The 14898-nt window shown below is 71.3% G+C and carries 14 protein-coding genes; 6 read left to right on the forward strand and 8 right to left on the reverse strand.

Annotation, left to right across the window (positions count from 1 at the left end; genetic code table 11):
• Window positions 1-205: 205 nt before the first annotated feature.
• Window positions 206-370, reverse strand: coding sequence for a hypothetical protein (locus NE235_RS01560; RefSeq protein ID WP_252798831.1), 165 nt, complete (start codon window positions 368-370; stop codon window positions 206-208).
• 943 nt (window positions 371-1313) lie between these two features.
• Between NE235_RS01560 and NE235_RS38550 the strand changes: the two genes are divergently transcribed.
• The gene (locus tag NE235_RS38550) at window positions 1314-1793 is read left to right on the forward strand and encodes an FAD-dependent oxidoreductase (RefSeq protein ID WP_406567523.1); all 480 of its coding nucleotides are present in this window, start codon (window positions 1314-1316) and stop codon (window positions 1791-1793) included.
• Here NE235_RS38550 and NE235_RS01565 read toward each other — a convergent pair.
• The 3 genes from NE235_RS01565 to NE235_RS01575 all read right to left on the reverse strand — a co-directional run bounded on the left by NE235_RS01565 (window position 1702) and on the right by NE235_RS01575 (window position 3908).
• On the reverse strand, window positions 1702-2253 hold the full coding sequence (locus NE235_RS01565) for a TetR/AcrR family transcriptional regulator (RefSeq protein ID WP_252798832.1): 552 nt from the start codon (window positions 2251-2253) through the stop codon (window positions 1702-1704). The two genes, NE235_RS38550 and NE235_RS01565, sit on opposite strands and share 92 nt — an antisense overlap.
• A gap of 79 nt (window positions 2254-2332) precedes the next feature.
• The gene (locus NE235_RS01570) at window positions 2333-3712 is read right to left on the reverse strand and encodes an amidase (protein WP_252798833.1); all 1380 of its coding nucleotides are present in this window, start codon (window positions 3710-3712) and stop codon (window positions 2333-2335) included.
• Complete coding sequence (locus NE235_RS01575) at window positions 3699-3908, reverse strand: hypothetical protein (protein ID WP_252798834.1); 210 nt, start codon at window positions 3906-3908, stop codon at window positions 3699-3701. Before NE235_RS01575 ends, NE235_RS01570 begins: the two co-directional genes overlap by 14 nt.
• Before the next feature lie 132 nt (window positions 3909-4040).
• On the opposite strand from NE235_RS01575, the gene NE235_RS01580 reads away from it, so the two are divergent.
• From NE235_RS01580 to NE235_RS01590, 3 genes are all read left to right on the forward strand, one after another.
• On the forward strand, window positions 4041-5306 hold the full coding sequence (locus NE235_RS01580; RefSeq protein ID WP_252798835.1) for an MFS transporter: 1266 nt from the start codon (window positions 4041-4043) through the stop codon (window positions 5304-5306).
• Between the two features lie 19 nt (window positions 5307-5325).
• Window positions 5326-6270 (forward strand): MBL fold metallo-hydrolase, encoded by a 945-nt coding sequence (locus tag NE235_RS01585; RefSeq protein WP_252798836.1) that lies wholly within the window; start codon window positions 5326-5328, stop codon window positions 6268-6270.
• A 257-nt stretch (window positions 6271-6527) separates the two neighbouring features.
• The gene (locus NE235_RS01590) at window positions 6528-7082 is read left to right on the forward strand and encodes a carboxymuconolactone decarboxylase family protein (protein WP_252798837.1); all 555 of its coding nucleotides are present in this window, start codon (window positions 6528-6530) and stop codon (window positions 7080-7082) included.
• A 43-nt stretch (window positions 7083-7125) separates the two neighbouring features.
• Here the strand turns inward: NE235_RS01590 and NE235_RS01595 are convergent, their stop codons facing one another.
• From NE235_RS01595 to NE235_RS01610, 4 genes are all read right to left on the reverse strand, one after another.
• A complete protein-coding gene (locus tag NE235_RS01595) occupies window positions 7126-8973 on the reverse strand; it encodes an alpha/beta fold hydrolase (RefSeq protein WP_252798838.1) in 1848 nt (615 codons plus the stop codon).
• Window positions 8970-9563 (reverse strand): TetR/AcrR family transcriptional regulator, encoded by a 594-nt coding sequence (locus NE235_RS01600; protein WP_252798839.1) that lies wholly within the window; start codon window positions 9561-9563, stop codon window positions 8970-8972. The genes NE235_RS01595 and NE235_RS01600 overlap by 4 nt, the downstream gene beginning before the upstream one ends.
• 77 nt (window positions 9564-9640) lie before the next feature.
• Window positions 9641-9988, reverse strand: a complete 348-nt coding sequence (locus NE235_RS01605) for an STAS domain-containing protein (protein ID WP_252798840.1) — start codon at window positions 9986-9988, stop codon at window positions 9641-9643.
• Entirely contained in the window at window positions 9985-10167 is a 183-nt protein-coding gene (locus NE235_RS01610; protein ID WP_252798841.1) for a hypothetical protein, read from the reverse strand. The genes NE235_RS01605 and NE235_RS01610 overlap by 4 nt, the downstream gene beginning before the upstream one ends.
• 171 nt (window positions 10168-10338) lie before the next feature.
• Here NE235_RS01610 and NE235_RS01615 point away from each other — a divergent pair, with 171 nt between their 5' ends.
• Together NE235_RS01615 and NE235_RS01620 are read left to right on the forward strand one after the other, a co-directional pair.
• On the forward strand, window positions 10339-14550 hold the full coding sequence (locus NE235_RS01615) for a SpoIIE family protein phosphatase (protein WP_252798842.1): 4212 nt from the start codon (window positions 10339-10341) through the stop codon (window positions 14548-14550).
• On the forward strand, window positions 14550-14879 hold the full coding sequence (locus NE235_RS01620) for an STAS domain-containing protein (RefSeq protein ID WP_252798843.1): 330 nt from the start codon (window positions 14550-14552) through the stop codon (window positions 14877-14879). The genes NE235_RS01615 and NE235_RS01620 overlap by 1 nt, the downstream gene beginning before the upstream one ends.
• Window positions 14880-14898 lie beyond the last annotated feature (19 nt).

The following is a 14898-nucleotide window of genomic DNA, read 5'->3' on the forward strand; positions in this document are numbered from 1 at the left end:
TGGCGTTCCGGTATTGGTCCCGGATCTCGGGGAGTGGTTGGAAACCGGCTGATTCGTAGGTGGCGACGGCGCCGACATCGGAGCTCGGGGTGTACGCGAGCGCGCTCGACGAACCCAACTCCTGGAGTGCGGCCGCTGCGGCGATGGTGATCGTCGTGCCGTAGCCATCTAGTAGCCCGATGGCGAGAATCCGTCCGTCCCGGCTTCACGTCCGGACCGCCGCGGCCGTCGCCTCCGCACCGAACCGCCAGAACCAGCCTAGATCCCCCGGATGCAGTTGCCACGGCGCGCCGTCGTACTGCCACTGCCGCAGGACGCCCACAGTTTCGCTCAACCCGTTGACGCCCGGCTTGCCCAACTCGATCGCCATACCCCCGGATAACACACCACCGCGCCGACCGTCCGCACCCGGTCTTTCGGCCGACACTCGTCGTGGAACGGCTGTAGCCGGGACCTTCACAGTCGTCTTATGCGTCGTCTTATGCGACCCGGCCTATCGCCGGGTGGACTGCGCTGGGCAGCGGCTGAGCCGACACTTGACAGTGTCGGGATCAGAAGATTCCCCGACATCCCCGAACCGAGGCCCGCACCCCTCGGGGAAACCGGATATCCGGCGACCGAACATGCCCTTGGACGGGCTGTTCGGCGCGTGGATTGACGTAGCTCCCCAGCATCGATCACCAGCGGCCTACCTTGCGGCTCGCCGGGCTTTCAGGAGTTCCGGGCCGTGACCACCGGCCTCGACGCGGCTGATCATTTGGGGGACCGCCGGCGCGCGGCCGTCTCAGGGACGGACCCCGGGCCGGTCGACGACTCCGGCGGCGACCACGGCGTCTGGGGGAGGGGAGGCCCCGGTGCCGGGTGTATGGCTCACATCCATGGATGGTCCCCTGCGGGGGACGGGTCATCCTGGTCTTAACCGGACCCCGACGTGCCCTTCACGCTGAGCCGAGAGGCGGGTCGGTGAACACGATCCTTCAGCACTTCCCTAGCCTTACTGCGTAAAGGTCGTCGCTTAATGCAAAACTAACTCATAGAAGTACTTCATACACCCTCAACAAAGAGAAACCGCGGCTTCGACAGCAACCGCCCACCGGGGGTAAGGGGGCAGGCCAAGTAAGCCGGAAAGGGGCAACGACCGTCGGGTGGGGTCCGAGCTGCACGGCACAGCCGCGGATGCACAGATCGGCTTCGGAAATCTCGAAGACGACATGACGCCCTGGGAAGAGGGACTTGCGCGTGCCGTTCGTTCCGCTAAGTGAGTGGTTCACGCCTCCCGAGCAGGAGTAGGCCCCGTATGGGAAGAGGAGCGCATGTCACCAATTGCCGTCGTGGGTGCGGGAATCGTAGGTGCCTCGGTGGCCTACCACTTGGCGACTCGGGGTCTGCCGGTGACCTTGATCGACCGGGTACCGTCATCGGCAGCGGGAGTGACCGGCGATTCGTTTGCGTGGATCGGCGGCTCGGGCGGTGATTGGCCCGGCGGGGCCGAGGACCTGCGTGGGATGGTCCTGGCCGACTACCGGCGCCTTGAAGGAGAGCTGCCCGGGGTGAGGGTGCGCTGGACGGGCTCACTGGCATGGGGCGATGTCTCGAAACTCCCTGGGAAGGGCGCAGGACTGGGTCCAGGCCGACGCTGGGTGGGGCGCAGCGAGATCGCGGCGCTAGAACCGAACCTCCCTAGCCCCTTGAGCGGGCCGTCTACGCGAGGAGGTCCGCCACGAGCCGCCGCGCGTACGAGGCGTCCAGCCGACCGGGGCGGAACAGGATGCGGTACATCATCGGTGCGATGACGTGGTCGATGACCGACTCGACGTCCGGGGCCTTCTCCCCGCGTTCGGCCGCGCGGGCCAGGACCACGCCGACCTGCTCGGCGGCGTATGCCGAGCACTGGCCGGCATTGCTGCCGTCCGGATCGCCGAGCAGGGCGTCGCGGATGTAGGCACGGCCCGGGGGAGAGGCCATCTCGTCGAGGAACTGCTCGGCCCAGGCCTCAAGATCCGACGCCAGATCTCCCCGGTCCTCCGGTGCCGCGTCGGGCCGCAGGCGCTCGACCGCCACGTCCGACAGCAACTGCTGCAGGTCCCGCCAGCGACGATAGATCGTCGACGGAGTGACACCGGCGCGTGCGGCGACCAGTGGCACCGTCAGCGCGTCGCGGCCCACTTCGGCCTCGAGTTCGCGTACGGCGGTGTGCACCGCGTGCTGGACCCTGGCGCTGCGCCCGCCGGGACGCACCATCGTGCGACTCATGTCTTCCACTCTAAAGCAAAGACGTAGCTTCTAAGTGTGCGGCGCCGGCCGGTGGAGGGCGGCCGGCGCACGGGCGACCTCACGCCACCGGCGCGAGTTCGCGGGCGGGCTCGGTCCGTTCGTACGCGTGGCCCACGCGCAAGAGCGCGGCCTCTCCGAAGGGCCGTCCGAGCACCTGCATGCCGATCGGCATCCCCTGCCGGTCGTGGCCGACCGGCAGGGAGAGTGAGGGCACCCCGGTGATGTTGGCCGGGGCCGAGAGGCGCACGTAGGCGTCGGAGACACTCTCGACCGTGCCATCGGGCCAGGTGAGGGATTCTTCGCCGGCCCGTACCGCGGTCGCCGGCACCGCGGGCGCGGCGATCACGTCGACCTCCTGCAGCATCCGCGTCCACGTCCGCCGCATGAGCGTCCGGGCCCGCTGGGCGCGCAGGTAGTCCCCGGCGGTCATCAGCGCGCCCGCTTCGAGGAGGACGCGGACGTCCGCCGCGTACAGTCCGGCGGCCTCCCGCAGGGTCCTCTCGTGGTAGGCGGTGGCCTCGGGAACCATCAGTCCCCACTGGATCGCCTGGATGTAGCGGGTCATCGGAATCTCGACCTCGACGAGCCGTGCACCGAGGGTCTCGAGCCGGTCGATGGCGCGCCGGACCGCGGCCTCGACGTCGGGGGCGACGCGGTCGAAGTAGTAGTTGCGCGGCACACCGACGCGCAGTCCCGACAGATCGCCCTCGGAGGGCGGCCGACGGTCCGGCAGGCCGGCGGGGTCGCGAGGATCATGCCCGGTCAGGATGGGCAGTACGAGGGCCGCGTCCTCGACGGTGCGCGTGATGGGGCCGACGTGATCCAGGGACCAGGACAGTGATGTCACGCCGCGTCGGGGAACGAGGCCGTACGTCGGCTTGAGGCCGACCACTCCGTTCAGCGCGGCCGGCACCCGGATCGAACCACCGGTGTCGGTTCCCAGGGCGAAGGTCGCGGTACCCGCCGCCACGGCGACGGCCGATCCGCCGCTGGAGCCGCCGGCGATCCGGTCCCGGTCCCAGGCGTTGTGCGTCTGTGGCGTGGTGAGTCCGTAGGCGAACTCGTGGGTGTGGGTCTTGCCGACCAGGACGGCGCCGGCCGCCGTAAGGCGCGCGGCGACCGCACTGTCGGTCTCCGCGCGGTGACCGGCTCGTACGCGGGAACTCGCCGTGGTCGCCGTGTCGGCGACGTCGATCAGGTCCTTCAGCCCCACCGGGATCCCGTGGAGCGGGCTACGGAGGCGACCGGCCGCGGCGTCGCGTTCGGCCTCGCGTGCGGATCGGCGTGCCCGTTCCGCCGTCACCGTGACGTATGCCCGCAGGCGCGGCTCCACCTGCTCGATGCGGTCGAGCACCGAGTCCACCAGCTCGACAGGGGACACGCGCCGAGTTCGTATCGCGTCCGCGGCGGCGGCGAGGGACAGCTCATACGGCTGCATCGTGGTTCTCCTCTCCCATCCCGTACGCGGCGGCGGGCGGGGTGTCTCCGAAATCCAGTTCCTGCAGGACCGAGACGACCGAGTGGATGTGGTCGGCGATGACCGCGACCTGGCTGTGGCGGTCGCCCGCCAGGGGGAGCCCGGCGCGGGCAGCCCATCGGGCGGCCTCTGGCGGCGTCAGTTCAGTGGCGGACACGAAGGTTCCTCCTGTTCAAGCCGGAGCGGGATGCGATGCTCCACCAAAAGCTAAGCGTTTGCGTTAGCCCACGATAGGAATTAACGTGACCTAACGCAAACGCTTAGCTTTTGTGTCTCGTGGAGGAGTCTCATGTCCAGCGCCTCACCAGGCGCGCTTGCACGGTGCGGCGGCTCACCGGTCCGCACCCGACGGGCGAACCGTACCCGGCGGGCGCACCGCGCGTCCTTCGTCCTGGACACCTCGATCCTGGTCGCCCTCCTGGCCGCGTCCAGCGCGCCGACGCCGCTCTACCCCCACTACCAGCATCAGTGGGGTCTGTCCGCCCTGACCATCACGCTGGTGTTCAGCGCCTACTCCCTGACGTTGCTGCTGGTCCTGCTGATCACCGGAGCGCTCTCCGACCACCTGGGGCGGCGTCCCGTCCTGGGGGGTGCGCTGGTGCTGGCGGCCGCGGCCATGGCGCTGCTCGCCGCAGCGGGCGGTTCCAACGCGCTGATCGCCGCCCGGATCCTGCAGGGAGCGGCCACGGCCGCGGCCACCAGTGCGGCGGGCGCCGCCCTGCTCGACCTTGAAGATCCCGCGCGCCCGGGCAGGTCCGCCCTGACCAACGGCATCGCCCCCGTAGCGGGCATGGCCGTCGGCGTGCTCGCCTCGACGCTTCTGATCCGCCTCGCGCCGGATCCCACGGTGACCGTGTACGTGCTGCTGGCGGCGTTGTTCGCCGCCCAGGCCGTCGCGGTCGCGTTCACCACGGAGACGGCCCACCGGCACGCCGGCGCGTGGCGCTCTCTGCGCCCGCACCTGTCCGTCCCGTCCTCGGCCCGCCGCGCCCTGCGGCTCACGGGCGCCGGGATCGCCGCGGTCTGGGCGCTGGGCGGCTTCTACTCCTCTCTCGGGCCGGCGCTGGTCCGCCTGGTGTCCCCCGGCGGCCCCGGGGCGGCCGGCGGCATGATCTTCTTCACCGTCACCGCCATGGCGGCGTTCACCGTGTGGACGGTGCGGCGTACGGCGCCGGCCGTCGCGGCGACGGCCGGATGCGCGGCCGTCGTACCCGCCGCGGCGCTGACTGTCGGAAGTCTGCACGGTGGCGGCCTGCCCGCCCTGTTCGGTGGGGCGGCCATGGCCGGCATCGCCTTCGGCGCCGTGTCCCAAGGGGCGTTGCGCATCACGCTCACCGCGCTCTCCGAACGAGACCGCGCCGCGACCCTGGCCGCCTACTACGTGCTCAGCTACCTGTCGATGAGCCTTCCCGCCATCGCCGCGGGTGCCGCCGCTGGACGGTACGGGCTGGGGACGGCATCCCACACTTACGCCGCGGCGGCCGCCCTCCTCGCCATCGTGGCGGTGGCGGCGCTCACGGTCTCACGACGGAGCCCGATCGATGAATCCCGATGAAAGAAGGAACCGACAGAGCATGCGGACACCACCGCTCAAGGAATCCAACGACGCCGCCACCACCGCCTCATGGGCTGTGGGCGACATCACCGTCCACCGTGTCGACGAGATCCCGCTGCCGCCCGCGACCGGCCCTTGGCTGCTGCCCGACGCCATCCCGGACGTGGTCACACGCCAGAACTGGCTGCGTCCCCACTTCGCCGACGACCGGGGCATCCTGCGCATCGACAGCCACAGTTTCGCCTTCTCGGTGGGCGGGCTCCGCGTCCTCGTGGACACCGGCATCGGCAACGGCAAGACGCGGGCGAACCCGGCGTGGCACGACCTGAGGACCGACTACCTCGCGCGCCTCAGTGACGCGGGCTTCTCCCCGGAGTCCGTGGACCTGGTCATCCTCACCCATCTGCACACCGACCACGTCGGCTGGAACACCCGCGAAGAGCAAGGCGTATGGGTACCCACCTTCCCCCGCGCCCGCTATGTCGCCTCCCGGGTCGAGTGGGAGTTCTGGGCCGGTTACGACATGGACGAGCCGCGACGACAGATGTTCCGCGACTCGGTGCACCCGGTCGATGACGCGGGGATGCTCGACCTCGTCGACGTACCCGCCGACGGTGCCGAGGTCGCCCCCGGCCTGCGCCTGCTGTCCACGCCTGGCCACACCCCCGGTCACATCTCCGTGCAGCTGAGCAGTCACGGCGAAACGGCGCTGATCACGGGCGACTGCGTCCACCACCCCGTCCAGTTCGCCCACCCCGCCATCGGCAGCTGCGTCGACATCGACCCGGAACAGGCCGAGGCCACCCGCCGCTCCCTGCTCGACGCGCTCGCGGGCACGAACACCCTGGTCCTCGGCACCCACTTCCCACCGCCTACCGCCGGTCGCGTGGTCGGCCACGAGGACGGCCACCGCCTGATACCGGTCCCCCCGGTCCATGGCCGCACCGACCAGGGCGTGCACTGAAACGGGCATCGCTCACGCGGGCTGCGCCCCTGGCGCAGAGCCGGGAGTCCGGGGCCGTCCCGGGCTCCCTGCTCCGGCGAAGGCGACGATCTCCGGGAGGCCCGGCTCGTAGCCGTCACCGGTGTTCACGTGCAAGGTGGGGACGGCCCGTGGGGAGCAATGGAACGAGAACGTGCCGTGCGATTCCAGGTGTTTGCAACCGTCAACCTGGTTTACGGTCTAGACAACCGCATTGTCTATCTGAGGAGTGATCCTTCATGACGTTCGTCGACCACACGATCGAGTCCGCGCCGCCCGCGGCCCGCCGTTCCATGGAGGCCGTCGCGAAGAACTTCGGCTACCTGCCCGCGGCCGTCACCCGGCTCGCCACCTCGCCGCAGTTGCTGGACGGTTTCCTGCGGGCGAACGGCCTGTTCGAGAGCACTTCCCTCCACCCGCTCGCCCGGGAGGTGCTGGTCATGACGATGGCCACCCGGAACGGCTGTCACGCCTGTGTCGCCCTGCACTCGGCCAAGCTGACCTCCCTCGGCGCGGACCCCGGCCTCATCGCGGCGCTGCGCGAGAGCCGCCCGCTGGAGGACGCGCGGCTGGAGGCGATGCGGTGCTTCACGCTGGCGGTGCTCGCCACCTCGGGCGCGGTCTCCCCGCAGGACATGCGGGACTTCCTCGGTCATGGCTACACGCGGCAGAACGCCCTGGAGGTCGTCCTCGGCATCGGCGCGTACACGATGTCGACTCTGGCCAACCGGATGACGGACGCTCCGCTGGATGAGCCGCTCCAGCCGTTCGCGTGGAGCGGGCACGCCGCCTGAACCGGCCCGGGCCGGTTCAGGCTCTTCACACCGGCGAGCGTCCTCAGGCGTTCGTGATCTTCAGGCCGCCAGGCGTGGTCGGGGAGGTGGCGTGTTCGCGGACGGCCCGGGCCAAATCGTCCGGGTGGGTCAGCTGCGGGTGGTGGCCCGCGCCGGGGATGGTCGTCACGGTGACCCGGGGAAGCGTGTCCACCAGGGCTCGCCCTTCGGGGGTAAGCGGATCGTCCGAGCCCACGATGATGTGCACGCGTCCTGGGTACCGTCGCAGCGTGGCCTGGAGCTCCTCACGCCATCGCGGCTGCGCGGTGGCGGCCAGGAGCCGGGCGGCCGTGGTGGCCGCCGCGCCGCGGCGCAGATCGGTCACGCTCGAGCGGAGCGCGGTCGCGGGCGCCGTGCCCCCGGTGAGCCGGTCGGTCAGCGCTTCGGGGGTGACGCGGCTCAGGTACCAGCGGGTCAGCGGCGTCCAGCGGGCCGGGCGGGCGGGGCGTGCCTGCAGGAAGAACGGTGCTACGAGGGTGAGCCGCTCGACCGTGCCGGGATGGGCGGCGGCGGCTTCGACGGCGGCCGCGGCGCCGATGGAGTGGCCTACCAGGTGGCGGGCGCCGGTCTCGGTCACCAGCGCGGTGAGCCAGGCCGGCCAGTCGCCGTGGTGTCCCGCGCTCATTCCCAGCCCGGGCAGGTCGACGGCGCGGGCGTGGTCCATGGCCGTGATGACCGGCGCCCAGGTGTCGGCGTTGACCGGGAGGCCCGGGAGCACCACCGTGGGTGTGCCCGGTTCGCCGAGTTCGAAGGTCCGTACGCCGCCGGTCGTGATGAATCGGCGGTCGCCGGTGGGGGCGTCTCCGAAGCGGTGCGCGGCCAGGTGGTCGGCCCAGCGGTGGATCGTCGGGGCGGTGTCCGGCATGGTCAGCCCGTGGCGGGCGGCGAAGGCGTGCGCCGAGGTGGTGGGGTAGCGGTCTTCGGACAGGAATGTCAGGGTCTCCGGGTCGGCCTTGGTGAGTCGTGGTGGCAGGCGCTTGAGCAGGGCCACCGGGATCCGTGCGCGGGGTGTTGTGACCCGGTAGTGCTCGGCGACGAGGGCGAGCAGGGAGGGCAGGGCGGGGGTGTCGTCGTCCAGCAGCCAGTACGCGGTGTGCTCGGCGTCGTCGTCCAGTGGGAGGAGGGTCATGAACCGGGCGAGGTGGTCGACGGCGATGACGGGTACGAACGTCCGCGCGTTGCCGGGTACCGCTGCGAGGGAGCCGTGCCAGAGGTCCTTCAGCGTGGAGGCGAGCCCGAGGTACTGGTCGGACTCGCCGGTGGCGCTGTCGCCGATGACGCTGGCGGGGTTGACGATGGACCAGGGGACGTTCAGCCGGTTCGCCTCCGCCTGGAAGACGGCGTCCGCTTCGACCTTCGACGCCTCGTACGCGCCGAGGGCCTGGTAGGTCTCCCGTCTGCGCTGTTCGTTCCATGGGGCGGGGTCCTGTCCGCCCACGCGGTATCCCGAGACGTGGACGAGGCGGCGCAGGTGTGGCAGCCGGGCCGCGAAGGCGACGATCGCGCGGACGCTGTCGACGTTGGCGTGGCGGGCCTCGTCCGCCGACATCCCGAAGCGGTAGGCGCCGGCGCAGTTGTAGATCTCGGTGACGTCCTGGTGGTCGCCTTGGATCAGTGCGGGGTCGGTGAAGTCGGTGCGGAGGTCGGCCGGGGTCGTGTCGTGTCCGTGCTCGTGCAGCCATCGGGTGAGCCGCCGGTGGGAGGCGGGGTTCCGGGTGGCCGTGCTCACCCGGACGCCGGCGCGGCCGAGCGCGAGGACCAGGTGGCGTCCGATGAAGCCGGTCGCGCCGAAGACCAGCGCGTGCCGGTCCGCGGCGTTCGTGTTCGGCGTGTTCGTGTTCACGGCGTTCATGACGCGGCCTTAGTGCTCTGGTCGAGGAGGGTGGCGAGGGTCTCGGCGGCGCAGCGCAGTGGTTCGGCCGAGCGCTGGGCGCGCGACACGATCATCGCGCCCTCGACCATGCTGACGGCGGCCGTCGCCGTGGAGCGGGCGGCGGGGCGTGGCCGGCCGTGGGCGACCAGGTACTCGGTCAGGGGCGCGATCCAGGACTCGAAGGCGTCCGCGCAGGCGTCCCGGAGCCGCTGACTGTGCGTTCCCATCTCGAGGGTCACCACGGAGACGGGGCATCCGAGTGTGAAGTCGCTGTCGGTGAGCATTCCGGCGAGCACGTCGATGACGTGGCGGACGACCTCGCCCGGTGTCGCCGACGGTAGTGCGGAGTCGCTGAGGAGGGTGCCGAAGCGGGCGGCGGCGAGTCCGACGGCCTGCTCTCCGAGGGCCTCCTTGCCCTGGGGGAAGTGGAAGTACAGCGATCCTTTAGGCGCGCCGGCGTGTTCGACCACGGCGTTGAGCCCTGTGCCGCTGTATCCGTGGCGCTGGATGAGTTCGAGCATCGATTCGACCAGCCGTGCGCTGGTCTCGGCTCCCTTGGTTCCGGCCATGCGGCGATAATAGACCAGTCTACATATTTTGTGGCCGCCGGCCGGGCACGGAGGGCCTGTGCGTGGGCCGGGACGGGTTACAGCGCGGCGACCGCCTCGTCGACCGTGGGGTAGGAGGTGAAGACGTCGTGGAGCCCGACGATGCCGAAGACGCGGTTCAGGTCGGGGTTGAGGCCGACCAGCGCGAGGGGGGCCTTGCTCGCCTGCGCGCGGTGGTACGCGGTGACCAGCACGGTGATGCCGGTGGAGTCGCAGTAGGTCAGGTCGGTCAGGTCGATGATGACGCCTTCGGCGGCGAAGGCGGTCTCCTGCAGGGCCTGCCGGAGGTGCGCGGCGGTGTAGTAGTCGAGCTCGCCCGTGACGGTGACCACGGTCGGGCCGGCCGGGTGGGCGTGGGTGGTGGCGGTCAGGACGCGGTCGGTCACCGGTTCTCCTGTACGGGGACGGTGGTGGGACGGTCGGGCACGGAGAGGGCCAGCAGGGCGGTGATGCGGTTCAGGGCGCCGTCGTCGACGTTCAGGGCCTGGTAGCGGTGGACCGCGGCCGGTCGCCGCCGCTCGTCGGTGTCGCGGTCGCGCGACGCCGTGGCGGGTGCGGTGTCCATCGGTGTCGCTCTCCTACCTGTGTGAATGCGTCCCGGGCAGAAGATCCGGACGAAACGGCCGGGGGTTGGTTGGCCTATCCTACGGAAGCCGCCGGAGTGTCCCCCGCCTCAGGTCCCGGCGGGGGCTGTGGCAGGATCCGCCGGCACGGGGTCGTGGCGAGGGAGAAGGCGATGAGCGATGGGGGGCCCACCGGGCCGGTGGAGGACGCCGGGTCCGGGCCCGTGGCGGCGGGGGCCGACGTGTTCTTCGTCGACGGGGAGGTCGGGCGGGATCTGGCCGTGGTGGATTGGGCGGCGACGCCGCTCGGTCCGCCGGAGGGCTGGCCGCAGAGTCTGCGGACCGCGGTCAGCATCCTGTTGTCGTCGCGGTTCTCGATGTGGATGGCGTGGGGTCCGGAGCTGACGTTCTTCTGTAACGCGGCCTACCGGCGGGACACGCTGGGCCGTAAGTACCCCTGGGCGCTGGGCCGGCCGGCGCATGAGGTGTGGGCGGAGATCTGGGACGACATCGGCCCGCGGATCGGCACGGTGCTGACCACGGGGGAGGCGACCTGGGACGAGGCGCTGCTGCTGTTCCTGGAGCGTTCGGGGTACCCGGAGGAGAGTTACCACACGTTCTCCTACAGTCCGCTGCGTGACGACGCGGGTGCGGTGGTGGGCATGCTGTGCGTGGTCAGTGAGGAGACCGAGCGGGTCATCGGCGAGCGCCGCATGGCGACGCTGCGTGATCTGGGCTCGGATCCGAGTGTGGTCCGCACCGAGCAGGAGATGCTGGCGTTCGCCGGCCGTCAGCTCGGGGGGAACCTGCGGGATCTGCCGTTCACGCTGGTGTACCTGTTCGGCGATGAGGGGTCCGCGCGGTTGGCGGCGGCGACGGGGATCGGGGCCGGGCATCCGGCCGCGCCGGCGACGGTTCCGGTCGATGACGCGGGTGGTGTGTGGCCGGCGGCGGCGCTGGCGCGGGGGGAGTCGGCGCTGGTGGCCCTCGATGGTGCCCCGTTCACCGGGCTGCCGGCCGGGGGCTGGCCGGAGCCGCCGGCGCACGCGCTGGTGGTGCCGCTGCTGCAGCAGGGCAGCGCGCCGTACGGTTTCCTGGTCGCCGCGTTGAACCGGTACCGTCCGCTGGACGAGGGTTATCGGGGGTTCATCGAGCTGGCCGCCGGGCATGTCGCGGCGGGTATCGCCAGTGCCCGTAGCTATCAGGCGCAGCAGCGGCGGGCGGAGGAGCTGGCCGAGCTCGACCGTGCGAAGACGGCGTTCTTCTCCAACATCAGTCATGAGTTCCGTACCCCGCTGACACTGATCATGGGTCCGGTCGACGAGCTGCGCGGCAGGCTGGGTGCCGCCGACCCGCAGGTCCGTGAGGAGCTGGAGGTCATCCGGCGTAACGGGTTGCGGCTGGGCAAGCTGGTCAACACGCTCTTGGACTTCTCGCGTATCGAGGCGGGCCGGATGCGGGCCCGGTACGAGCCGGTGGACCTGGCGGCGGTGACCGCCGAGCTGGCGAGTGTGTTCCGTTCCGCGATCGAGAAGGCGGGGCTGGACTTCACGGTGGACTGTGTCCCGCTGCCCGAGCCGGTGTACGTGGACCGGAGCATGTGGGAGAAGGTGGTCTTCAATCTGCTGAGCAACGCGCTGAAGTTCACCTTCGACGGTTCGATCCGGGTGCGGGTGGGCGTGGAGGACGATCACGCGGTCGTCATGGTCGCCGATACGGGGATCGGCGTGCCCGCCCAGGAGATCCCGCGGCTGTTCGAGCGTTTCCACCGGATCGAGAAGGCCCGTTCGCGGTCGAACGAGGGCAGCGGTATCGGGCTGGCGCTGGTCAGGGAGCTGGTCGGCCTGCACGGCGGCACGATCGGCGCGGCCTCCGCCGAGGGCCGGGGTACCACGTTCACCGTGCGGCTGCCGTTCGGGCACGCTCATCTGCCGTCCGACGCCCTCATCGCCGGGGACGCGACGGCGACGGTGCCGGCCACCGCCGACCCGTTCCTCCACGAGGCTCTGCGCTGGCTGCCCTCGGACTCGCGGGACGACGGCGCGGCGCCGCCGGCCTCCGAGGAGGTCGGGCACGGCACCGGTGAGGAGACGGCGGGCGGGCTGCCGGGCCGTGGCATGCCGGCGCGGGTGCTGGTCGCCGACGACAACGCCGACATGCGGGAGTACCTCACGCGTCTGCTGCGCGGCGCCGGGCACGAGGTCACCGCGGTCGAGGACGGGCAGGCCGCGCTGGAGGCCGCGCGGGCCGACGCCCCGGACCTGGTCGTCAGTGACGTGATGATGCCGCGCCTGGACGGGCTGCAGCTGGTCGCCGCGCTGCGTGAGGATCCACGGACCGCGAGCGTCCCGGTGCTGCTGTTGTCCGCGCGTGCGGGGCAGGAGGCCTCGATCGAGGGTCTGGAGGCCGGCGCGGACGACTATCTGGTCAAGCCGTTCTCCGCGGCGGAGCTGCTGGCGCGGGTGCGGGCGAACGTCGAGCTGGCCCGCCTGCGCAACCATCACGCCCGCTGGCGTACGGCCCTGGTCGAGTCTTTGCAGGAGGCGTTCTTCGTCTGCGACGAGCAGGGCGCCGTCGTGGAGATCAACGCGGCGTTCACCGAGATCCTGGGGTTCGATGCCGAGGGCCTGCCGTACGCGCCGATCCACCCGTGGTGGCCCGACGCGGAGGACGATCCGGAGGCCCACCGGCTGGTGGCGGAGGCGTTCGCGGGGGTGGTGTCGGAGGAGCGCGGCATCTACACGGTGCCGGTGACGCACCGGGACGGGCACCGGATGTGGATCAGTGTCGCGTTCAACCAGGTTCAGGACCTCGACACCGGGCAGCGCGCGACCGTGGGCACCTTCCGTGACGTCACGGCCGAGCACTATGCCATTCAGCGGGAGACGGCGGTGGCGGCGCTGAGCCTGCGCCTGTCGCAGGCGGCGAGCCTCGATCAGGCGCTGACCGGTGCGCTGGAGGAGGTGCGGGCGCTCTGGCGTGCCGGCCGTGCCCTGGCCGTCGTCTTCCCGGGCGCGGGTGGCGCGCCGGTGGTGACCGCGACGGGCGGGGACGTCGCCTGGGAGGCGCTGACGGAGCAGCATCGGGCCGCGCTGGCGGGGCTGCGGGAGGGCCCGTCCCTGGCGCCGGCGACGAACGCCGCCGGTACGGCCGCGGGTGTCGGCCTCGAGCACCCGCATGGCCCGATGGTGCTGTGGCTGGACCTGGACGGTCACCGCCCGTTCACCGGCCAGGATCAGACGCTGTTGTCGCTGCTGGCCGGTCACCTCGCGCAGGGCCTGGTCCGCGCGCACCAGATCGACCAGCAGCGGGAGACCGCGATCGCCCTGCAGCGTTCCATCCTCGGCCCGGCCGACCTGCCGGAGGGGTTCGCGGTCCGCTACGAGCCCGCGGCTCGTCCCCTGGAGGTCGGTGGTGACTGGTACGACACGGTGCCGCTGCAGGACGGGCGGATCGGCATCGTCGTCGGTGACTGTGTCGGGCGTGGCCTGCAGGCCGCGACGGTCATGGGGCAGCTGCGCAGCGCCTGCCGGGCGCTGCTGCTGCAGGATCCCCAGCCCGATCAGGTCCTCACCGCGCTGGACCATTTCGCCGCCGGGGTCCCCGGCGCGATGTGCACGACCGTGTTCTGCGGGATCCTCGACCCGCAGACCGGTCACCTGGCCTACTCCAGCGCCGGGCATCCGCCCGGCATCGTCGTGTACCCCGACGGCGCGCTGCACCTGCTCGAGGGCGGCCGGTCCGCGCCCCTGGCCGTGCGTCCCGGCAGCGCGCGGCCGTACGCCGGGCATGTCCTGCCGGCCCGCGCGACGCTGCTGCTGTACACCGACGGTCTGGTGGAACGCCGCCGCCGGCCGTTGACCGAGGGCATCGGCATGGCCGGTGAGGCGGTGCAGGAGGGCCGGGACACCGGGATCGACGTGCTGGCCAGTCAGGTGATGACGCGGCTGGCGCCCGCCGGGGGGTATGACGATGACGTCGCCCTGTTGCTGTACCGGCATCCGGCTCCGCTGGAGATGACCTTCCCCGCGGAGGCGACGCAGTTGGCGCCGGTCCGCAGGGCGCTGCGCAGCTGGCTCACCAAGTGCGACCTGCCGCCGCAGATGGTGCAGAACGTGCTGGTCGCCGCGGGTGAGGCGTGCGCGAACGCGATCGAGCACGGTCACCGTGACGCGCCCGGTGACGTCGTGTACATGCGTGCCGAGGCGCTGGTGGATCGGATGCGCCTGACCATCACCGACAGCGGCCGCTGGAAGACTCCCGAACCCGAGGCCAACGCCCATCGTGGCCGCGGGTTCGCCTTGATGCGCGCCATGATGCAGCACGTCACCGTCACCCCCGGCCCCGACGGCACCACCGTCGACATGCAGACCAGGATCGCCTGATGACAACCCCGCTGACCTTGACCCCGGCCCGTCGAGCGGACGGCACGCCCGTCCTGAACGCCGCCGGTGAGATCGACATGAGCAACAGCGCCGATCTCGCCAGTGCCGTGACGTCCGCGCTGGGGGACTCGGGAGGGCCGCTGATCGTGGATCTGACCGAGGTGGAGTACCTCGACAGTGCGGGGCTGAGCATCCTGCTGTCCTACGCCGACCGTATCGAGGTGATCGCGACGCCGCTGCTCGGGCCGGTCCTGACGATCTGCGGGCTCACCGACCTGACGACGGTCCGGGGCCTGGACCCGGCGGACCCGGCGGACCCGGCGTCCTGAGCCGGTCCCGCGCCGGGTG

Origin of the sequence: Actinoallomurus spadix (assembly GCF_024055725.1) — a bacterium.
GTDB classification, from domain to species: Bacteria; Actinomycetota; Actinomycetes; order Streptosporangiales; family Streptosporangiaceae; genus Actinoallomurus; species Actinoallomurus spadix.